Here is a 20,305-nt window from a genome sequence, read left to right as displayed (position 1 = left end):
TGGACGTTCATTGAGCGGACCCGCCCGCCCCCGGGGGGACGGGGGAATTGTCCGCAGCCGCTGCGCCGGCCAGGCTGACAAAGATCAACCCCGTGCCGATCCGGCCGCGGCAGGCCCGCCCCGTTTGCGCGGGCGCAACATCCGCCGGCGCATACTCCGGCCACCGTCCGATGTCCCCCGCAGGAGGTGCCCCATGTCCTACGTCGATGGTTTCCTGGCCGCCGTGCCGCAGGCCAACAAGGACCGCTTCATCGCCCATGCCAAGCTCGCCGATGCGCTGTTCATCGAGTACGGTGCGCTGCGCGTGACCGAGTGCTGGGCCGACGACGTGCCGCATGGCCAGCTCACCGATTTCCACCGCGCCGTGCAGGCCGGCGCGGATGAGGCCGTGGTGTTCTCGTGGATCGAATGGCCGGACAAGGAGACCCGCGATGCCGGCATGCGCAGGATGATGGAGGACCCGCGCATGGATCCGGCCAACAACCCGATGCCGTTCGATGGCAAGCGCGTGGTGTACGGCGGGTTCCTGCCGGTGCTGCACATGGGCCAGTGACGGCCGCCGGGCAGCGCCCATGAAAAAGGCCAGGCGTCAGCCTGGCCTTGGACTTGGTGGCGGGCGGGTCAGGCCCCGGCGTTGGCGCGGGACTGCTGGCTGGCCTGCAGTGCTACGGTCTTGATCGAAAGGCACTCCGGGCAGACCCGTTCCAGCACCTTGATCACCGGCGCGTACACCGCCTTGCACTTCATGCACTGGACCCTTCCAGTCGTGTTGGCTTCCATGAGCCTCCCTCTTTCTCGTTTCAACCAACCCGATATGGGGGATACGGCGCGGGATTTCAAGCCCCCGCGCCGTCGCTGGCCGTCATTGCTGCATGCCGAGCACGTAGACCACCACCAGCAACACCGCCAGCGCCGCCACCACCGCGAAGAAGATCTTCCACGCGCTGTAGGGGCGTTCACCGGCGATCTGCCCGGTATAGCCATTGCCCAGCACCTGGAAGCTGCGCGAGCCGTAGGTGTAGCTGACCAGCCACACCGGCACCAGGATGTGCTTGAAGGTACGGTTGCTGTAGTCGGCGCGCACCTGCAGGTTGCGGTGGGTATCGCCGGGCACCTGTTCGGCGCACAACGCGCGGGTCTGCTCCTGCATCTGTGCCTGCCCGCGCTGCGCGGCCTGGCGCAGGTCCACCTGGTAACGCTCCACCGTCCAGCCGCGCACGAACTCCGGCGTGTACGGCTTCAGGTCGGTGGTGGTCGGGAACTGGCCGATCTTCTGCAGCAACGCCGGGTGCACGCCCACGGTCCCGGGCACCAGTTCGTCGTCGAAGAAATGCTGCAGCGAACCGGCGGCCGGCTCCCAGCGGGTGCGTTGCTCCTGGCGGGTCTGGGTGTTGCCCTGCGAGTCGCGGTAGCTGACGGTCACGTAGTAGTGGTAGCCGGCCTCGGCCGTCCACTGCGCGGCCACGTGCGCGTCGAAGGTCCAGTACGGCAGGTACATGCCCTTGAGCGTATCGGTCAGCGCGGCGGTCTTGAGCCGGTTGGGCGCGAACCAGCGCGTGCCGTACCACGTGCGGATCGCATCACGCACCTGGCCGTCGCTGATGCGGAACGGCAGCACGCTCTGCGGGGTGATCGCATCGCCGAGCGTTTCGTGGGCGATGATCTGCGGCGAGCCGCAGAACTCGCAGCGGTCGGCGACCTTGCCATCGACGAACACCGAGATCGCATGGCAACTCTGGCATTGCACCTCGCGCGGCTGCGTACCGTAACCACGCTGCGCCGGTGGCGTGGCGGCCATGCTCTGCAGCATGCCGAGCACGCCCCCCGGGCCCTTGCCGTCCTGCGGCAGCGGTGGCGGCTGCGTGGCGGCATCGGCCTGCATCCGCGCCAGGGCCTGGAGCAGGTCCAGCTCAACCACGCCGGCGCTGCCATCGCCATCACCCTGCGCGGCCTCGGACAGCGGCACGACGGTGCCGCAGTACGGGCAGACCAGCGCCTGCTTGGCGGCATTCCATTGCAGATCCCCGCCGCATTCCGGGCAGGGATGTTTGCCCACCGTTGCGTTGTTCATCAGCCGCGCAGGAACTCTTCCAGTGCCGAACGGGCGATGCGGGTGGCGTTGCCGATCCGGCGCGCGTTCAGGTCGCCGGCGGCGATGGCGGCCATCACGTCCTCCACCGATACCGACAACGCCTGCGCGGCCTGTTCCGGGGTCAGCACGTCCAGCGCCGGGGCGCCGGCATCGGCCGCCGGCAACGGCGGCGGTACCGCGGCGCCCGCCGCGGGCGCGGCCGGCGACTGCATGCCGCGCATCATTTCCTGCGCGATGCCGAAGCCCACCGCCATCTGCGCCGGCACCGCGGCCGAGGCGTCGCCGCCGGCCCCCATCGCGCTGCCCATCTGGAACTTGACGTAATCGTTGAGGTTGCCGACCACGCCCATGCTCGAGCGCGCATCGATGGCCTTCTCCACCTCCGGCGGCACCGACACGTTCTCCAGCACGAAGCTGGTGATCTCGATGCCGTACTTGCCGGTCATGGCCGGGTTGATGATCGGCAGCAGCGCGTCGCCCAGCTCGCTGTAGCGCGAGGCCACGTCCAGCGCCGGCACCTTGGCCGTGGCCAGTGCCTCGGTGAACACGCTGACGATGCGCGAACGCATGGTGTCGGCGAACTCGTCCAGGCGGAAATTCTGGTCGGTGCCGGCCACTTCCTTGAGGAACTTTGGCGGGTCGACGATGCGGAAGTCGTAGGTACCGAACGCACGCAGGCGCACCACGCCGAAGTCGGCGTCGCGCATCATCACCGGGTTGGCGGTGCCCCACTTGTTGCCGGTGAACAGGCGCGTGTTGAGGTAGTAGACATCGCACTTGAACGGCGACTCGAAGCCGTACTTCCAGCCCAGGATGGTGGACAGCACCGGGATGTTCTGGGTGCTCAGGGTGTGTTTGCCGGGGCCGAACAGGTCGGCGTACTGGCCGGCGGCGACGAATTGCACCATCTGCGATTCGCGCACGATCAGCTGCGCGCCGTTCTTGATCTGGCGGTCGTCATCGGGCCAGCGGTAGGACAGCGTGTCACGCGAGTCATCGGTCCATTCGATGATCTCGATCAGTTCCTTCTTGATGAAGTCCAGAATGCTCATGGCGGTTCCCCGGTCGACGAAGGCTCGATTCTACGGCCAGCACGGACAAACCAACATGACGCCATGCAGACATCCCGCGGCGCACCATGGTCCCACTCTCCCGGCCGCCGGAACCTGCCATGCGGATCCTCACGCTGTTGCTGACCACCCTGTTCGGACTGGCACTGGCCATCGGCGGTGCCTGGCTGCTGTCCCTGCGCGGCAGCCCGTTCTACCTGTTCAGTGGCCTGGTGCTGCTGGGCGTGGCCTGGGGCCTGTGGCGGCACCGCCGCTGGGCGAGCTGGCTGTACGCCGGCTGGCTGCTGGTGCTGCTGGCCTGGTCGCTGTGGGAGGCCGGGCTGTACTGGTGGCCGTTGGCCACCCGGCTTGGCGTGCCGGCCCTGCTCGGCCTGCTGATCGCGCTGCCGGCGGCCCGCCGGTCCAGTCCGCACGGCTATACCGGGCCGTCCGGCGCGCCGGTGCTGCTGGCGGCGTTGCTGGTGGCCGCGGTCGCCTTCGCCGGCATCCCCCGTCACCTGCACGAGACACGCGGCACGCTGCCGATGGCCATCGTCAACGCGGACGCCGCGCTCGGCGATGCCCCGCAACCGGACGGTGAGTGGCAGGCCTACGGGCGCAGCGGCTACGGCCAGCGGTTCTCGCCGCTGACGCAGATCACCCCGGCAAACGTCGGCCAGCTGCAGCTGGCCTGGCAGATGCGCACCGGCGACCTCCGCGGCCCCGACGACGTGGGTGAAACCACGTATGAAGTCACGCCGCTGAAGATCGACGACACGCTGTACCTGTGCACGCCGCACAGCCTGGCCATCGCACTGGACGCCGATACCGGCAAGGAACGCTGGCGCTTCGATCCGGGGGCGGGCATGGAACCACAGCGCCAGCACCAGACCTGCCGTGGCCTGTCCTACTTCGTCGACCCGCCCGCGCCCGGCGCCACCGCGGCCACCGCCTGCGCCGCGCGCGTGTTCCTGCCCAGCGCCGATGCCAAGCTGCATGCCCTCGATGCCCGCACCGGCCAGCACTGCAGCGACTTCGCCGACAACGGCGTGCTCGACCTTACCCACAACATGCCGTTCAAGCAGGCCGGCTATTACTACTCGACCTCGCCACCGTTGATTGCCGGCGGCAAGGTGATCGTCGCCGGCGCGGTCAACGACGACTACGCGGTGAACTCGCCTTCCGGCGTGATCCGCGCCTACGACGTGCACAGCGGCCAGCTGCAGTGGAACTGGGACTCCGGCAACCCGGAGCAGACCGCCCCGCTCGACCCCAACGATCCCGCACAGGTCTACCGTCCCAGCTCGCCGAACAGCTGGGCGGTGGCCAGCGCCGATGAGGCGCTGGGGCTGGCCTATTTCCCGATGGGCAACCGCACGCCCGACCAGTTGGGCATGTACCGCACCCCGGCCGAGGAAAAGTACGCCTCCTCGGTGGTGGCGCTGGACATCGCCACCGGCCAGGCGCGCTGGGTGCACCAGTTCGTGCACCACGACCTCTGGGACATGGATACCCCGGCGCAACCGGTGCTGCTGGACCTGGACCTGCCGCAGGGGCGCACGCCGGCGCTGGTGCAGCCGACCAAGCAGGGTGACGTGTACGTGCTGGACCGCCGCGACGGCAGCGCGCTGCTGCCGGTCGGACAGCGCCCGGCATCGCGCCACGTGGACATCCCCGGGCAGACCACCGCGCCGACCCAGCCCTACTCCAGCCTGAGCTTCGAGCCGCCGGCGCTGCGCGAAGCGGACATGTGGGGTGCCAGCCTGATCGACCAGATGCTGTGCCGCATCCAGTTCCGCTCGTTGCGCTACGACGGCCGCTACACCCCGCCGACGCTGCAGGGCAGCCTGATCTACCCGGGCAACTTCGGCACCTTCAACTGGGGCAGCGTGGCGGTGGACCCGCGTCGCCAGGTGATGTTCGGCATGCCGACCTACCTGGCCTTCGTCTCGCGACTGGTGCCCAAGCATGAAACCAGCGGCCGCCAGATGAACAAGGGCGAGCACGGGCTCAACGAGAACAAGGGCGCCGACTACGCGGTGGAGATGACGCCCTTCATGTCGCCGATCGGCGTGCCCTGCCAGGTGCCGCCGTGGGGCACGGTGGCCGCAGCCGACCTGCGCACCGGCACGGTCGCCTACCAGTACCGCAACGGCACCATCCAGGACCTGTCACCGATCCCGCTGCCGGTCCGTATCGGCGTGCCCGGCATCGGCGGACCGATGCTGACCGCCACCGGCGTGGCCTTCCTCAGCGCGGCCACGGACGACAACTTCCGTGCCTATGACCTGGCCACCGGCAAGGTGCTGTGGAACGTGCGCATCCCCGCCGGCGGGCAGGCGACCCCGATGACCTACCTGGACAGCCAGGGCGAACAGGTGGTGCTGCTGGTGGCCGGCGGACACGGTTCCACCGGCACCAAGGCCGGTGACTACGTGCTGGCCTACAAGCTGAGGAAATAGCCCCGGGCGCATGCCCTCTCCCGACTGCGGGAGAGGGACCGGACAGCGTCAGCCCAGGTCGATCCGCGGCACGTCATACCAGGCCGCGTCCGGGAAGCGCGCCTGCACCCACTGACGGATGAAGTTGCGGCTGTCGGCCGCGATCACCTCGTCGGTGCTGTCATCACGGCTGTTCCAGGCCACGCCGTGCAGCGCGATGCCGCGTGCGGACAGCGCTTCCAGCGACAACAGCGTGTGGTTGATGCTGCCCAGCCGGCCCGAGGTCACCAGCAACACCGGCCAGCCCTTCTCCGCCACGTAGTCGATGGTCAGCAGCTGCTCGGTGAGCGGCACCATCAGCCCCCCGGCACCCTCCAGCAGCACCGTGCCGTAGCGCGTGGCCAACGTCGCGGTGGCGCGCTCGATGGCGCCCAGGTCCAGCGTCCGCTGTTCCAGCCGCGCGGCCAGGTGCGGCGAGGCCGGGTAAGCGAACAGCACCGGCATGGTGGTGCCGTCGCGGTCCTCCTCGAACAACCCGGTGCCCATGATGCGCCGGTGCAGCAGGATGTCATCGGAGGCGCCCACGCAGCCGGTCTGCACCAGCTTCTGGGTGATCACGTCCTCGCCCTGCTCGGCCCATAGCCGGGCCAGCCAGCCGGTGACCACGGTCTTGCCGATCTCGGTGTCGATGCCGCTGACGAATACCACCTTGCCGCTCATGCGCGCAGGTCCTCCGCGTCCAGTCCCGCCACCAGCGCGACCATGCCGTCGCACAGCTGCTGCAGCTGCGCGTCGCTGATCACGTACGGCGGCATCACGTACACCAGCCGTCCGAACGGACGGATCCAGATGCCCTGTTCCAGCATGCGCTGCTGGATGCGCTCCAGCCGCACCGCCGCCTTCAGTTCGATCACGCCGATCGCGCCCAGCACGCGCACGTCGGCCACCTGCGGCAGCGCGCGCGCCGGTGCCAGCCGCTCGCGCAGGGTGGCCTCGATCGCGCCCACCCGGCCCTGCCAGTCCTGCGACAGCAGCAACTGCGTGGAGGCCAGCGCCACCGCGCAGGCCAGCGGGTTGGCCATGAAGGTCGGGCCGTGCATGAACACGCCGGGATCACCGGCGGCGATCACGTCGGCGATCTCGCGCCGGGTCAGCGTGGCGGCCATCGTCATGTAACCGCCGGTCAGCGCCTTGCCGATGCACAGGATGTCCGGGGTGATGCCGGCATGCTCGCAGCCGAACAGGCGGCCGCTACGGCCGAAGCCGGTGGCGATCTCGTCGCAGATCAACAGTACGTCGTATTCACGGCACAGCCGCGCCAGCTCGCGCAGGTACTGCGGGTGATAGAAGCGCATGCCGCCGGCACCCTGCACCACCGGCTCGATGATGAAGGCGGCCAGCTCGTCGGCACGTTCGGCGAACAACGCGGCAACCGGCGCGATGTCGGCCGGGTCCCAGGTGCCGTCGAATGGTGTCTGCGGCGCCGGCACGAAACGGCGCGAAGGCAACGAACCGCCAAACAACCCGTGCATGCCGGTGACCGGATCGCACACCGACATCGCGTTCCAGGTGTCGCCGTGATAGCCCGAGCGCGTGGTGGCGATGTTGCTCTTGCCCGGACGCCCGCGCGCGGCCTGGTACTGGATGGCCATCTTCAACGCCACTTCCACCGACACCGAGCCGGAGTCGGCGTAGAAGATCGCATCCAGCGGCTGCGGCACGATCTGCAGCAGCAGCTTGCCCAGCGCGATCGCCGGCGCATGGGTGAGCCCGCCGAACATCACGTGCGACATCCGCCCCAGCTGCTCGACCGCGGCCGCGTTCAGCACCGGATGGTTGTAGCCGTGGATGGCGCACCACCACGAGGCCATGCCGTCGATCAGCTGCGGGCCGTCTTCCAGCTGCAGCAGCACGCCGTCGGCGCGCGCCACCTTGAGCACCGGCACCGGGCTCCCCAGCGAACTGTAGGGGTGCCACAGGTGGTCCCGGTCGAATTGGTCAATCACCATCGTTGCGACTCATGCCGTGCGGGGGGCGGCTTGCAGGGGGCGTACCTTACCGCTTGGCGGGGTTGGCTGCATGCATCAACGGCAGCGGATCCAGCGCGCCGTCCGGCCCGTAGATGCCGTAATGCAGGTGCGGCGGCGTGCCCTTGGCCTTGCCGGTGTCGCCGACGATGCCCAGCACCTGGCCGGTCCCGATCACGTCACCGGCCGCCAGCCCCGGTGCCCAGCCGTCCAGGTGTGCGTAGTAATGGCGCTGCCCGGCCGGGCCCAGCAACCAGACCTGTTTGCCGCCCAGGCCGCGGTCGCGCACGCTGAGCACCACGCCTTCGGTGGCGGCCCGCACCGGGGTTCCCCGTGCGGCGAAGATGTCCACGCCCTGGTGCGTGCGGTCACGCCCGCGCGGTGCGCCGAACGTGGCCGCGATCTGCCGCGCACCGATGCCCTGCACCGGGACCGCGATGGCGTGCGGTGCCGGCAGTCGTGACAACCGCCAGCCTTCGCGCGCGATGATCGCGAACGGCTGCTTCCACAGCCACGCGCCGCCGCCGAGCAGCAGCGCGCACGCCAGCAATCCCCACCCCCACGAACGCTTCATGCCCATCCCTGCGATTGATCGAAGGCCACAACGCTAGCAGCATGCAGGCAGCCACGGCCAACGTTTCGCGCAGGGTTTGAAGTGGTTTCGTGACGCAGTGGCGCCACTTCTCTTCCACTTCACCTTCGCCCCATGCAGCGCTCACGCAACGACCGGATTCTGGGTGCGCGGCATCACGCCGCGTCACTGCCATCGGCCATGCCCGCACCGTACGAACTGCTGTCCAGCACATGGGTGTTGTCGAGCGCCGGCTACTTCCTGGTACTGGTGGTGGCCGGCGCAGTGTCGCGGCTGGCGTTCGATTTCATCGCCGTGATGTGCTTCATGGCGTTGCTGGGGGCATGGATGGCCAGCAGCGGGCTGGATGCCGTCAAGGTGCTGGCGATGCTGGCCGCGCATGTCATGGCAACGGCGGGCGCGGACCGCCAGGTCAAACGCCTGGCGCGTGCCCGCCGCCCCCGGCCCGGTGTGGAGGGAGGCGTTCAATGACGCCCCCACTGCGATCTCAGCGTCCGGTCACGCGCTGCAACTGCTGCGGATAGCGCTCGCCGACCACGGTGATCGCGTCCAGCGCGCGGGTGATGTCGGCCATCTCGGCCGCGTCCAGCGCCACCGTCGTGGCGGCGATGTTCTCTTCCAGGCGGTGCAGCTTGGTCGTACCCGGGATCGGCACGATCCACGGCCTGCGCGCCAGCAGCCAGGCCAACGCGATCTGCGCCGGGGTGATGCCCTTTGCCGCGGCCAGGCGGGCGATCACCTCCAGCAGGCCGGCGTTGGCGCGCCGGCTCTCCTCCGAGAAGCGTGGCAGGCGGCTGCGGAAGTCGCTCGCCTCGAAGGGGGTGCTCGCATCCATCGCGCCCGTCAAAAAGCCCCGCCCCAGCGGGCTGAACGGCACGAAGCCGATGCCCAGTTCCTCCAGCAGCGGCAGGATCTCCTGCTCCGGCTCGCGCCACCACAACGAGTACTCGCTCTGCAGCGCGGCCACCGGCTGCACCGCATGCGCGCGGCGGATCGAATCCGCGCCGGCTTCGGACAGCCCGAAGTGCTTCACCTTGCCCTCGGCGATCAACTCGCGCACGGTGCCGGCCACGTCCTCCATCGGCACCGCCGGGTCGACGCGGTGCTGGTAGAACAGGTCGATGCGGTCGGTGCGCAGGCGCTTGAGCGAGGCCTCGGCCACGGCACGGATGGTCTGCGGCCGGCTGTCCACGCCCTTGTTGCCGTCGGCATCGCGGAAGCCGAACTTGGTGGCGATCACCACCTGTTCGCGGATCGGCGCCAGGGCCTGTCCGAGCAGGTCCTCGTTGGTGTACGGGCCGTAGACCTCGGCGGTATCGAAGAAGGTCACGCCACGCTCGAAGGCCGCGCGCAGCAACGCGATGCCGTCGGCGGTGCGCACCGGCTGGCCGTAGGCATGGGTCAACCCCATGCAGCCCAGGCCCAGCGCGGAGACTTCCAGCCCGCTGTTTCCAAGTACACGCGTGCGCATGCGGTTCTCCCTGCGATCAGGCGGCCAGCGAGGCCATGTCGATCACGAAGCGGTAGCGGACGTCGGACTTCTCCATGCGCTCGAAGGCATGGTTGATCTCGTCCATGCGGATCATCTCGCAGTCCGGCAGGATGTTCTTCTTCGCGCAGAAATCCAGCAGTTCCTGGGTCTCGCGGATGCCGCCGATCGGCGAGCCGGCGATGCGACGTCGGCCCAGCAGCAGCGGCACCGTGCTGGTTTCATCCATCGGCCCGATCTGGCCGACGATCACCAGCGTGCCGTCCACGTCCAGCAGCGGCAGGTACGGGTCCAGCGCATGCTTGACCGGCACGGTATCGATGATCAGGTCGAACGCGGACGCCGCCTGCGCCATGGCCTCGGCGTCCTCGGACACCAGCAGGCGGTCGGCGCCCAGTGCCAGCGCATCGGCACGCTTGCCCGGGCTGCGGCTGAGCACGGTGACGTCCGCGCCCAGACCGACGGCCAGCTTCACCGCCATGTGGCCCAGGCCACCCAGGCCGATCACGCCGACGCGGCTGCCGGGACCGATGTTCCAGTGGCGCAGCGGCGACCAGGTGGTGATGCCGGCACACAGCAGCGGCGCGGCGCGCGACAGGTCCAGCCCGTCGGGCATGCGCAGGCAGAACTCCTCGCGCACCACCAGATGCTTGGCGTAGCCGCCCTGGGTTGGTTCCCCGCTGATCCGGTCGGCCCCGGCGTAGGTGCCCACCATGCCCTGGCGGCACAGCTGCTCCTCGCCACGATGGCACTGGTCGCATTCCATGCAGCTGTCGACCATGCAGCCCACCGCCACGTGGTCGCCGACCTTGTAGCGGCTGACATCGGGGCCGACCTCGATCACCCGGCCGACGATCTCGTGGCCCGGCACGATCGGGTAGTAGCTCCAGCCCCAGTCGTTGCGCGCGGTGTGCAGGTCCGAGTGGCAGACGCCGCAGTAGATGATTTCCATCGCCACGTCATTGCCGCGCAGCGTGCGGCGCTCGAAGGCGTAGGGGGCCAACGGCGAGGTGGTGTCGTAGGCGGCGTAGCCGAAGGTCTTCATGCGGGCATCCTGTAGCGGGGAACGAAGCAAGGCCGACAGTCTAGGCAGCCGACCGTGACGGATTAAGTCACGACGGCGGGATGCGGTAATGAGCACTGCTCATCAATCCCGGCAGGAGCGGCCTTGGCCGCGAAGCCGGGGTACGACCCGTGGCGGGGTTCATGCGATCACGGATGGGATGACGGTCTGCGCGCGTGTTGATTGGCGATGCAGCGTGCTGCGCGGCCACGGCGCGCCTACCCGGCGGGGTGGCGCAGGGCCTCGATCACGACCTGCAGGGCCCGCGAGGCCTGGCGGCGGCTGGGGTAGTACGCATAGTAGCCGTCGTAGGGCTCGCACCACTCCTCCAGCACCCGTTGCAGGCGACCGGCGGCCAGGTGCTCGTGCATCAGGTCTTCGGGCAGGTAGGCCAGGCCCACGCCGGCCAGCGCCGCGCGTAGTGCCGGGGCACTGCCGTTGAAGATCCACTGCCCTTCCACGCGTGACTTGTACTGCACGCCATCGCGGTCGAACTCCCAGGGCAGCAGGCCGCCATGGGTGGGCAGGCGCATGCCGATGCAGTTGTGCGTGACCAGCTCCTGCGGTGTACGCGGGATGCCATGCGTGGCGAAGTACGCCGGCGTGGCCACCACCGCGATGCGCTGTGGCGGGCTGACCGGCACCGCGATCATGTCGCGCGCCAGGTGTTCACCGAGGCGGATGCCGATGTCAAAGCGCTGCGCGACGATGTCGGTGAGGCCATAGTCCACCGCCACTTCCACCTTCAGCTGCGGGTACTGCGGCAGCATCGACGACAACCGCGGCCAGACGTACAGGTCGGCGGCATGGCCGGTGGTATTGATGCGCACCGTGCCGACCGGCGTATCGCGGAACTGGCCCATCATCGCCAGCTCGGCCTGGATGTCCTCCAGCCGCGGTGCCACCGATTCGTACAGATGCTCGCCGGCCTCGGTCATCGACACGCTGCGGGTGGTGCGGGTCAGCAGGCGGATGCCCAGCCGTGCCTCCAGCTCGCGCATGGTGTGGCTGAGCGCGGACTGCGACACCCCCAGCTGCGCGGCCGCACGGGTGAAGCTGCCTTCCCGGGCAATGGTGACGAAGGCCAGCAGGTCGTTGAGGTTGTCGCGGGACATGGGGGCACCGGAAACGTGGTGCCCCATCTTGGGCGCGGTGCGCGATGCCTGCAATGCGGAGCACGGGCAGGGAGCAGAAGCGAAGCGACAGCAAAGCCCCCCTCCCCAACCCTCCCCTGCACCTGCTGTGCAAGGGGGAGCAACGGCGGGGCTGTGCTGCATGCGTTCGGACCATGCACAACCGCCCCCTCCCTTTGCGACAGCAAGGGGAGGGTTGGGGAGGGGGCGCTCCACCGCGCCTCGATCAAAATGCTCCCTGCACCGCCATTTCCCAACGCGTGCCGGCGAGATCATCCCCGAACAACGCACGTGCATGGCGATCGGTGCCATGCACGCTCAGCCGCACCTCCAGCGGCGTCACCACGCTCCAGATCGCATTGAGCTGCCCATGCGCATAACCACCGCCGCGCGCGTCCTGCAACGCGTAGTAGCCGGCCATGGCTTCAAGGCGCAGCCGCTCGTTCACCGGCCAGCGCGCGCCCAGCTGGCTGTACAGGCCATCCTGTCGGGTCCCCAACGCCTGCGATGACCAGCCCAGTGAGAGCCAGTAGTCGCGCCGCCAGGTCACCGTCGTGTTGAGCTCGGTCCAGTTCAGGTCGACGGTCGTGGCCGGATAGCGGTAATGCAGCAGGTTGGCATCGATGCTCCACTCCGGGGACAGTGCGCCCGCCCAGCCCACGCTGACATCCAGCTCGCTGCTGGCATGCGTCTGCGGCGCGAACTCGACGCTGGAACCGGACACCGCGGCATACAACCCATCGTCGGCGGCAGCACGGAAGCCCGCCTGCACGGCTGGATCGCCCTGGCTCTGGGAGGAGCCGCGCCAGACGTAGTCGCTGGTCAGCGTCGCATTGCCACTGAGGGTGGCGGCGAAGGCATGCGGACTGCAGAAGGTCGCTGCCACGAGGATCGGCAACGGGAGGATCGAAGGTTTCATGGGGTTTCCGGGAAGGGCCGCGCACCCTGCGCGGCGACCCGGAAAGTGTGGTTTTCCCTCGCGTAAACCCGCGATGGCGATAACCGTCCGCCGCCATCAAATCCGCATAAAACCTCAGCGCGCCGCGCCCGCTTCAAGGAACACCGGGTCCTGCGCGCCCCTCGGCCCCGGTGCCTGGAAGGCAGGCAGCATCCGGATCGGATCCTCCGGCGGCCCACAGCGCAGCAACTGCCACTGGCTGGGCTTGAAACGCGCCTGTGCGCCGTCCGGCTCGCCGACGGCGAACTCGGCCACGATGTCGTAATCGATCAAGGGCACGTTGAACCACGCATCGTCACCGGCCTTGCAGTCCAGGTGCGGGACATCGGGGTCAAGCACGTAATCACCGCTGTCGCCGTCGAAGCGGTACACCGGGCCGATGCGCTGGTCACCGGCCAGGGTCACGCGGGTGGCCGAGGTTTCCAGTTGGGTGGCCCACACGCCTGCCACCTGCACGGGCTGCGGAAAGCGCAGCCGGTCCAGCCCGCGCAGCTCCACCGGCCGTTGCGGCTCACCGTTGTCGAACGGGTCATAGCGATTGACCAGGGTGCCGCGTGGCACCTGCAACTCGCCGTACTGGAAGTCCCGGTCAAGCAGGAAGCTGCGGCGGCGCTGCTTGTACCCGTCCTGGAGCGCGATCTGCCGGTCGATCTGGTGCAGCTTCACCACCACGACGACCGCCCAGCCACACAGAACCACCGCCAGCACGCTCCACAGCCGCACCTTCCAACTGAAGAACGCCGCGATGCTGCCCCTCCTGGCCAGGAAGTACCACCCCGCATAACCCGCCAAGGCCACCGCCAACCCGACCCCCAGCGTCGGCAGCACGAACATCAATAGCAGCATCTGCCACGAAATCAGGGGTCCGGGAATCATCGCCCACCACGATCCAGCATCATTTCCATGCCCCATCGTAGCCACTACGCGCCGGCTTATCCGCTGGACGCATATCGCTACAACCCATCCACATCAGCGCGATGTCGATCCGGCCCGGTTCGGCATCACCCTGCGGGGCGGCGTCGGTGCAGAATTGCGCGCCCGTCCCCTGCCCCGCCGTGATGAAATCCTTCCCCGTGCCCCTGCACTCCCTGCGCAGCTGGTTGAGCATCGAGCGCAACCAGACCGGGCATGGCGAGAAGTGGATCTCCGCGCTGGGCGCACTGCTCGGCATCCTGGCGGTCTACCAGCTCACCCATTGGTGCTTCCCGCACGGTTTCCGCGGCAATGCCGGCGGTGCCATCCTGCTCGCCTCGATGGGTGCCTCGGCGGTGCTGGTGTTCGCGGTCCCGCACGGTGCCCTGTCGCAACCGTGGCCGGTATTGGCCGGACATCTGTTCTCGGCCTTCATCGGCGTCACCTGCCAGATGCTGGCACCGGACCATGCCTGGACCGGTGCGGTGGCCGTGGGCCTGGCGGTCGGCGCGATGCATTACCTGCGCTGCATCCATCCCCCCGGGGGTGCCACCGCGTTGGCCGCGGTGATCGGTGGCAGCGACGTGCACGCGCTGGGCTACCAGTACCTGCTCACGCCCGTGGCGATCAACGTGGCGGCCATCCTGCTCGCCGCGGTGGCGTTCAATGCCTGCTTCGCCTGGCGGCGCTACCCGGTGCACCTGCATCGCCGGCAACCGCGCGCGGCGGCGGTCGTCCCGCTGCAGCGCCGGGTGGACCTGACCCAGGAGGATTTCCACGCAGCGATCGGCCAACTCAACTCCTTCGTCGACATCACCGACGAGAACCTCACCGAGCTGCTGGAGCTGGCCAAGCAGCACGCCGAGCGCGACACCCTGCATCCGGCCGCGATCACGCCGGGCCGCTACTACAGCAATGGCCGGCTGGGCCGCGCCTGGAGCGTGCGCCGCATCGCGGTGACGCCGGCGCTGGACGGCCCGTCCTCCGACCGGCTGGTGTACGCGGTGGTGGCCGGTGACGGCATCGGCAGCATCGGCCACGCCAGTGCCGCGGAACTGCGCCAATGGGCGCGCTTCGAGGTGGCGCCCGACGATGGCGGGCGCTGGAGCAAGGCGCGGGAAGACTGAGCGCCCGCGCGTACCCGGTCAACCGGCGCCGTAGCGACGCCGCGCCGGTCGTGCCGTCCCTGTTTCAACACCACAGGTGACCACGGCGTGGTCCCTGCCGGCAGCCGTCAACCGCCGGACCACCGGCCGCCGCCCTGGGCGCAGCTGTCCGGCAGCACCGCCAGGTCTTCGGCGGAGCGCTCGTAGTAGTAGCCATCGAATGGGTGGCCGAACAGCTGCTTGCAGCTGCCCTGCGATGGCGACGGGCAGGCGTCCATGTAGGTGATCTGGCCGGCCTTGCCTCCCATCTGCGCCGAGGTCTGCGCCAATCCCTCGCACATGCGCTTGAGTTCGGCTTCGCTGGACGCACCGGTGGTCTGCACGCAGTCGCGCGAGCGGATGGTCTTCCCCAGCACGTTGAACTCGCCGGCGATCATGCAGGCGTGGCCCTGCGGCGCCTGGCCCGGCGCCTCATGGACCACCGTTGCATTGGGCGCGGGCTCGGTGCCGGCTTCCGGCGCTTCCGGTGCCGGCGCAGGTGCTTCAGGCGTGGCCGGCGCGGCAGGTGCTTCCGGTTGCGTGCACGCGGCCAGGCCGATCACGCAGACCAGCCCAAGTGCATATCGGTGGATCGTCATTGCCATGCGGTGCTCCTTGCGATTGATTGCAGGGACCGATCCTGCCGCATGCGTGGCCGATACACCACCCGTCCGGTCGGCCGGTGTCGCCTTCAGCGTGTCGCCGGCGTGGGTGACACCGCGCATCGTCGGCAGCCACCGCCGTCGCCGGATCAGTCGCGGTCCGGCGCACCCAACGGGAACAGATGCCGGTACATCCGTGCTTCCTCCACCGCACGCGCGAACGAGGGGCGCGCCAGCAGGCGGGCGCGGTAGGCCTGCAACGCGGGATAGCGGTCGGCGATGCGCGTGGTCCAGTCGGCGTAGAACAGCGCGGGCGCAGCGGCGCAGTCGGCCAGGCTGAACGCGCTGCCGCAGGCCCATGCGCCGTCCTCCAGCCGGCCCTCGACCCAGCCGTAGGCCCGTTCCAGCTTCTGCGCGGCATCGGCATGCGCCTGCGCGCGCCGCGCCGGGTCACCGCTCAGTGCACCGGCCACCGCCTGCTGTACCGGGCTCATCACGTGCAGGTCGAAGAAGCGGTCCATGAACCGCACCGCCAGCGCCTGCATCGGATCGTCCGGGATCAGCCGCACCGCGCCGGCATGCCGCAGCTGCAGGTACTCGATGATGATGCTGGTTTCCACCACGTCACGATCGCCATCGAGCAGCAACGGGAACTTGGCCAACGGCCAGTGCTGCAACCACTGGCTGACGTGCTCCGGCGTCTCCGGGCCCAGGCTGCGGAAGGTGAACGGCGTGGCGTTCTCGTACAGCGCGATCAGCACCTTCTGCGTGTACGAGGAGAACGGGTGACCATAGAGCACCAGCGACATCGGCCCATCTCCCGGCATCCAGTGATTGCGCGTTGTAAGCCCGCACGCACCGCCGCACAAGTGCCGGCCAGGCGCCTATCCGCGCGCGGGGGCGCATGCGCATCCGTCAGGATGCCTCGGTCGTGGATGCGGGGAGTGTGTCGCGGGTAAGCCACCAGAACAGCCACGCGGCGCAGCTGATGGCCGCGCCCAGCGTGCAGACGCCGTTCCAGCCAAAGCGCGCGTAGGTGGCGGTGGTGGCGATGGCGCCCAGGCCGCTCCCCACCGCGTAGAACAGCATGTACAGGCTCACCAGGCGCCCGGCGGCCTGTGCCTGCCCGCGCAGGATCAGGCTCTGGTTGGTCACGTGCAGTGCCTGCCCGCCCATGTCCAGCAACACGATGCCGGCCACCAGCGCCCACAGCGAAGCCGGCATCCACGACAACGGCCACCACGCCAGCACGAGCAGCAGCAACGCCAGCGCCGTGGTGGCCTGTGCCCGGCCGCGGTCAGCCCAACGGCCCGCGCGCGCGGCGGCCAGCGCGCCCACCGCGCCCACCAGCCCGAACGCACCGATCTGCGTATGCGAGTACCCGTAAGGGGCTGCACTCAAGGGCAGCACCAGCGCCGTCCAGAACACGTTGAACGCGGCAAACATCAGCAGCGCCAGCACACCGCGCACCTGCAGGGTGCGGTCACGCCGCAGCAGCTGCCCCATCGAGCCCAGCAGGCGCGCGTACGCCATTCCCTGCGCGGCGGGCGCTTGTCCCGGCAACCGCCGGTACAGCAGCAATGCCATCACCAGCATCAAGGCCGCCGCGCTGGCATAGACCCCGCGCCAGCCCCAGGCATCGCTGACCGCACCGGCGAACACCCGTGCCAGCAGCAGGCCCACGAACACACCGCCCTGCGCCGCCCCGACCACCCGCCCCTGCTCGCCGGGCGTCGCCGCACTGGCGGCATAGGCGATCAGCCCCTGCGTCATCGCCGTGCCCAGCATGCCCACCGCCAGCATGCCCGACAGCAGGGCGGCCGGGCCGCGGGCCAACGCCACCCAGCCCAGCGCCATCACCAGCAGTGCGGCCTGCACCAGCATCAGGCGGCGCCGCTCCATGCGGTCACCCAGCGGCACCAGTACCACCAGCGCCAGCGCGCAGCCCAGCTGCGTCGCGGTGACCACCCCGCCCACGGCCGCATGGGAGATCGAGAACGTGGCCGCCAGTGCATCCAGCAACGGCTGCGCGTAATAGACGTTGGCCACGCTCATGCCACTGGCGACCGCCAGCAGCCCAACCAGGGCCGGCGACATCACGGCGGCGGGCGAACGGCACCCGTCCGGGCAGGGGGTTGGCAGGGCAGGCATGTACCGCATCCATCCAGTTGCATATTGCAACCAGGTGGATGCTAGCCACCGTGGTTTCGAAATGCAACTACAATCCCGTCCAGTCCCCGTGGAATCCATCGATGAGCCCCCCAACGCCCCAGCCCTGCCCGGTCGCACGCAGCGTCGACCTCATCGGCGACCGCTGGTCGCTGCTGATCGTGCGCGATGCCTTCGACGGCATGCGCCGCTTCGGCGACTTCCAGCGCAGCCTCGGCGTGGCCCGCAACATCCTCAGTGACCGGCTGCGCAAGCTGGTTGAGGCCGGCATCCTGGCCACCCGGGCCGCCTCCGATGGCAGCGCGTACCAGGAATACGTCCTTACCGCGAAGGGCGAGCAGCTGTTCCCGGTGGTGGTCGCCCTGCGCCAATGGGGCGAGCACCACCTGTTCATGCGGGGCGAGCGTCATTCGCAGCTGCTCGACAACCACACCGGCAAGCCGGTGCCCTACATGGCACCGCGGGCTGCTGACGGCAACGCACTGCCGGCGTCCGGCACGCGGGTGAAGAAGATCGGCTGAAGGCCGCGTGCCGACTCAGCGGGCCAGGTACTGGTCCAGCACGGGTCCGGCCGTCTCGGCGATCGTGCGCAGGCTGGTGGCCTCGTAGCCCCGGCTGGCGAAAGCATCGCGCGCCAGTTCGAGCAGCCGCTCGCGGGAGTTGTCGGTGCCGGGCGGACGCCCGGCGGCCCGGTGGCGGGCGGTGCGTTTGGTCGGGGTATTCAACGGCAGCTCGCGGTGCGGTGATCGGCGCTCGCACAGGCTGGCGCGCCACTGCTCAGCCGTTGAGCACCGACTGCACCAGCAGGCCGCCAGCCACGCAGAACACCATGATCCAGGCCGCCGCCTTGAGCGTGCCGCTGATCATGTTGCCGCCGAACAACAGCTGCAGGAAGGAAGACATGGCGCCAGCTCCGGAAGAGACCCCGGGAATATACAAAACGCGTTGCATTGAAGGCATGTGCGGCAGGAGCTACTGCCGCGGGGGGCTCTCAGAACTGACCGCGCTCGGTGCCTTCCCGCCAGGCCTCCGGCCGTGGCTCCCAGTCGCCCTCCCCCAGCACCGCCTGGACCAGGTTGCCGACCGGATAGCCCAGCTGGGCTTCGGCCGCCAGGCCGGCATCGTCCCGCTGCGCCGCCGCCACGAACGCGCGGAATGCCGGTTCGTCGTTGGCCGCCAGCGCGGTGATCTTGCGTGCCAGGTCGTAGGACAGGCGGTTGCCCTCGTCGGCGGCGAGGAACGACTTTCCGGACCAGAACGTCTGGATGCTCACCGCGTCCCAGTACGCCGCGTGCTGGGCGGCAATCTCGTGCGGGAAGTACATCTGCGCACCCGGCGCGGCCAGGTGCGGGAACAGGGTGTACTCGGTGTTCACCGCCAGCCCTTCGTTCAACCAGGCGGGAATCGGCAGGTGCTGCAGCAGGCAATGGGTCAGCTCGTGCGCGATCACCGGCTCCATCGCATCGATGTTCTCCAGCGGCATCACGAAGTGGCCGTAGCCGGCCTGGATGAACATGCCCGAGGACATCGCGTACTCGCCCTCGTCGGGGTAGTAGTGGCCGATGTAGGCGTAATAGTCGTCCGGGTCATCGAACACCATCACCACGTACTTGCCGTGGCCGCCCTCCACCGCAAGCGCGCCCAGGCTGCGGTTGATCCGTGCCAGCATGCGTTGGCAGGTCGCCAGGAACACCTGGGCCGGCCGCGCCTGCAGGTTCGACAGCAACAGGAAGTCCTGCGACTCATGGATGCGGTAGTGCTCGCCAAGCGCTGCGTTGAGCGCCTGCAGCCAGGCATGCGCGGCGGACGTCCAGAACACATGGGCGTCGGCATCGTCGATGTCCTGCGCCACTTCCTGCTGCACGCGCTGCCAGTCCGGGATTGGCAGCGTGGTCCCGTCGAACCAGTGCATGTGTACCGGCACGCGCGCCATCCGTGCGGTGGGCCGCGCGGCCTCGGGCCTGGCGAACAAGCGCTTCAGTCGTCCAATCACAGCCATCCTCCCTGTCCACGCCCGATGATAAGCGGCGGCCGTCGCCCGCGTGTCCGGGCACTGCCGGCATAATCGGCCCATGACCACGCTCGCCGACCTCGGCCCGCGCATCTGCGTCCTGGGCCCTTCCAACAGCGGCAAGTCCACGCTGGCCGTGGCCATCGCGCGCCACCGGCAGCTGCAGGCGGTCCACCTGGACCAGCTCTTCCACCTGTCACACACCGACTGGCAGCCGCGGCCGGAGGCCGACTTCCTGCAGCTGCATGCCGACGCCATCGCACAGGAGCGCTGGGTCATGGACGGCAACTACAGCCGTTGCCTGCCGGCGCGGCTGGCGCGCGCCACCGGGTTCATCCTGCTCGACCTGCCCACCCGCACCAGCCTGCTGCGCTACTTCCGCCGCAGCTGGTTCGAACGCAACCGCCATGGTGCGCTGGCCGGCAACCAGGACACGGTGAAGTGGGCGATGCTGCACCACATCGCCGTCGTCACCCCGCCCCACCGGCGCCGCTACGACCAGTTGTTCGAAGGCATCGCCCTGCCCAAGCTGAAACTGGCCAACACGCGGCAACTGCAGCGCTTCTATGAAACCGAGGGGCTGGCCCGCGAACCGGCACCCTGACGGCCGTGCCTTGCGCGG

At 69.0% G+C, this 20,305-nt stretch carries 23 protein-coding genes; 6 read left to right on the top strand and 17 right to left on the bottom strand.

Annotated elements, in window-relative coordinates:
* The first annotated feature begins 193 nt into the window (after positions 1-193).
* Positions 194-553, top strand: coding sequence for a DUF1428 domain-containing protein (locus tag ATCM_RS05365; protein WP_132863211.1), 360 nt, complete (start codon positions 194-196; stop codon positions 551-553).
* Positions 554-621: 68 nt separating this feature from the next.
* On the opposite strand, the gene ATCM_RS19435 is transcribed toward ATCM_RS05365, so the two are convergent.
* The 3 genes from ATCM_RS19435 to ATCM_RS05355 form a co-directional block, all read right to left on the bottom strand.
* Entirely contained in the window at positions 622-747 is a 126-nt protein-coding gene (locus ATCM_RS19435; protein WP_263863694.1) for a hypothetical protein, read from the bottom strand.
* A 115-nt stretch (positions 748-862) separates the two neighbouring features.
* The gene (locus ATCM_RS05360) at positions 863-2,071 is read right to left on the bottom strand and encodes a zinc ribbon domain-containing protein (protein WP_132863210.1); all 1,209 of its coding nucleotides are present in this window, start codon (positions 2,069-2,071) and stop codon (positions 863-865) included.
* Positions 2,071-3,144 (bottom strand): SPFH and helix-turn-helix domain-containing protein, encoded by a 1,074-nt coding sequence (locus ATCM_RS05355; RefSeq protein WP_132863209.1) that lies wholly within the window; start codon positions 3,142-3,144, stop codon positions 2,071-2,073. The genes ATCM_RS05360 and ATCM_RS05355 overlap by 1 nt, the downstream gene beginning before the upstream one ends.
* Before the next feature lie 119 nt (positions 3,145-3,263).
* On the opposite strand from ATCM_RS05355, the gene ATCM_RS05350 reads away from it, so the two are divergent.
* The gene (locus ATCM_RS05350; RefSeq protein WP_132863208.1) at positions 3,264-5,603 is read left to right on the top strand and encodes a membrane-bound PQQ-dependent dehydrogenase, glucose/quinate/shikimate family; all 2,340 of its coding nucleotides are present in this window, start codon (positions 3,264-3,266) and stop codon (positions 5,601-5,603) included.
* A 48-nt stretch (positions 5,604-5,651) separates the two neighbouring features.
* Here ATCM_RS05350 and bioD read toward each other — a convergent pair whose 3' ends face one another.
* The 3 genes from bioD to ATCM_RS05335 are packed head-to-tail and all read right to left on the bottom strand — an operon-like array spanning position 5,652 to position 8,183.
* Positions 5,652-6,302, bottom strand: a complete 651-nt coding sequence (gene bioD / locus ATCM_RS05345) for a dethiobiotin synthase (RefSeq protein WP_132863207.1) — start codon at positions 6,300-6,302, stop codon at positions 5,652-5,654.
* The gene (bioA, locus tag ATCM_RS05340; RefSeq protein ID WP_132863206.1) at positions 6,299-7,591 is read right to left on the bottom strand and encodes an adenosylmethionine--8-amino-7-oxononanoate transaminase; all 1,293 of its coding nucleotides are present in this window, start codon (positions 7,589-7,591) and stop codon (positions 6,299-6,301) included. The genes bioD and bioA overlap by 4 nt, the downstream gene beginning before the upstream one ends.
* A 46-nt stretch (positions 7,592-7,637) precedes the next feature.
* The gene (locus ATCM_RS05335) at positions 7,638-8,183 is read right to left on the bottom strand and encodes a M23 family metallopeptidase (protein WP_243693964.1); all 546 of its coding nucleotides are present in this window, start codon (positions 8,181-8,183) and stop codon (positions 7,638-7,640) included.
* Between the two features lie 198 nt (positions 8,184-8,381).
* On the opposite strand from ATCM_RS05335, the gene ATCM_RS05330 reads away from it, so the two are divergent.
* The gene (locus ATCM_RS05330) at positions 8,382-8,672 is read left to right on the top strand and encodes a hypothetical protein (protein WP_132863204.1); all 291 of its coding nucleotides are present in this window, start codon (positions 8,382-8,384) and stop codon (positions 8,670-8,672) included.
* Positions 8,673-8,688: 16 nt separating this feature from the next.
* On the opposite strand, the gene ATCM_RS05325 is transcribed toward ATCM_RS05330, so the two are convergent.
* The 5 genes from ATCM_RS05325 to ATCM_RS05305 form a co-directional block, all read right to left on the bottom strand.
* Complete coding sequence (locus ATCM_RS05325) at positions 8,689-9,672, bottom strand: aldo/keto reductase (RefSeq protein WP_132863203.1); 984 nt, start codon at positions 9,670-9,672, stop codon at positions 8,689-8,691.
* A gap of 16 nt (positions 9,673-9,688) precedes the next feature.
* Complete coding sequence (locus ATCM_RS05320; RefSeq protein WP_132863202.1) at positions 9,689-10,735, bottom strand: NAD(P)-dependent alcohol dehydrogenase; 1,047 nt, start codon at positions 10,733-10,735, stop codon at positions 9,689-9,691.
* 236 nt (positions 10,736-10,971) lie between these two features.
* Complete coding sequence (locus ATCM_RS05315; RefSeq protein WP_132863201.1) at positions 10,972-11,868, bottom strand: LysR family transcriptional regulator; 897 nt, start codon at positions 11,866-11,868, stop codon at positions 10,972-10,974.
* Positions 11,869-12,112: 244 nt separating this feature from the next.
* The gene (locus ATCM_RS05310; protein WP_132863200.1) at positions 12,113-12,805 is read right to left on the bottom strand and encodes a TorF family putative porin; all 693 of its coding nucleotides are present in this window, start codon (positions 12,803-12,805) and stop codon (positions 12,113-12,115) included.
* 114 nt (positions 12,806-12,919) lie between these two features.
* The gene (locus ATCM_RS05305; protein ID WP_165931128.1) at positions 12,920-13,720 is read right to left on the bottom strand and encodes a hypothetical protein; all 801 of its coding nucleotides are present in this window, start codon (positions 13,718-13,720) and stop codon (positions 12,920-12,922) included.
* Positions 13,721-13,917: 197 nt separating this feature from the next.
* On the opposite strand from ATCM_RS05305, the gene ATCM_RS05300 reads away from it, so the two are divergent.
* Positions 13,918-14,883 carry an HPP family protein gene (locus ATCM_RS05300; RefSeq protein ID WP_207911779.1) on the top strand — a complete coding sequence of 322 codons (966 nt, stop codon included), beginning with the start codon at positions 13,918-13,920 and terminating at the stop codon, positions 14,881-14,883.
* 107 nt (positions 14,884-14,990) lie between these two features.
* Here ATCM_RS05300 and ATCM_RS05295 read toward each other — a convergent pair whose 3' ends face one another.
* The 3 genes from ATCM_RS05295 to ATCM_RS05285 form a co-directional block, all read right to left on the bottom strand.
* Positions 14,991-15,506 carry a hypothetical protein gene (locus ATCM_RS05295; protein ID WP_243693963.1) on the bottom strand — a complete coding sequence of 172 codons (516 nt, stop codon included), beginning with the start codon at positions 15,504-15,506 and terminating at the stop codon, positions 14,991-14,993.
* Between the two features lie 146 nt (positions 15,507-15,652).
* Positions 15,653-16,312: a glutathione S-transferase family protein gene (locus ATCM_RS05290; RefSeq protein ID WP_132863197.1), complete on the bottom strand. Its 660-nt coding sequence runs from the start codon at positions 16,310-16,312 to the stop codon at positions 15,653-15,655.
* 106 nt (positions 16,313-16,418) lie between these two features.
* Positions 16,419-17,654, bottom strand: coding sequence for an MFS transporter (locus ATCM_RS05285; protein ID WP_243693962.1), 1,236 nt, complete (start codon positions 17,652-17,654; stop codon positions 16,419-16,421).
* Positions 17,655-17,755: 101 nt separating this feature from the next.
* On the opposite strand from ATCM_RS05285, the gene ATCM_RS05280 reads away from it, so the two are divergent.
* Positions 17,756-18,193, top strand: a complete 438-nt coding sequence (locus ATCM_RS05280; protein ID WP_132863196.1) for a helix-turn-helix domain-containing protein — start codon at positions 17,756-17,758, stop codon at positions 18,191-18,193.
* A 15-nt stretch (positions 18,194-18,208) separates the two neighbouring features.
* Here ATCM_RS05280 and ATCM_RS05275 read toward each other — a convergent pair whose 3' ends face one another.
* From ATCM_RS05275 to ATCM_RS05270, 3 genes are all read right to left on the bottom strand, one after another.
* Entirely contained in the window at positions 18,209-18,397 is a 189-nt protein-coding gene (locus ATCM_RS05275; protein ID WP_207911778.1) for a TetR family transcriptional regulator, read from the bottom strand.
* A 52-nt stretch (positions 18,398-18,449) separates the two neighbouring features.
* On the bottom strand, positions 18,450-18,575 hold the full coding sequence (locus tag ATCM_RS19430) for a hypothetical protein (RefSeq protein WP_279432511.1): 126 nt from the start codon (positions 18,573-18,575) through the stop codon (positions 18,450-18,452).
* Positions 18,576-18,663: 88 nt separating this feature from the next.
* Positions 18,664-19,665, bottom strand: a complete 1,002-nt coding sequence (locus ATCM_RS05270) for a hypothetical protein (protein ID WP_132863194.1) — start codon at positions 19,663-19,665, stop codon at positions 18,664-18,666.
* A 79-nt stretch (positions 19,666-19,744) separates the two neighbouring features.
* On the opposite strand from ATCM_RS05270, the gene ATCM_RS19320 reads away from it, so the two are divergent.
* Positions 19,745-20,287, top strand: a complete 543-nt coding sequence (locus ATCM_RS19320; protein WP_132863193.1) for an AAA family ATPase — start codon at positions 19,745-19,747, stop codon at positions 20,285-20,287.
* Positions 20,288-20,305 lie beyond the last annotated feature (18 nt).

Source organism: Stenotrophomonas sp. ATCM1_4, assembly GCF_004348115.1.
In the GTDB taxonomy this organism is placed as follows: Bacteria; Pseudomonadota; Gammaproteobacteria; order Xanthomonadales; family Xanthomonadaceae; genus Stenotrophomonas; species Stenotrophomonas capsici.
The sequence above is the reverse complement of the archived record's forward strand: the minus strand, read 5'-3'. Positions and strand labels throughout refer to the sequence as shown.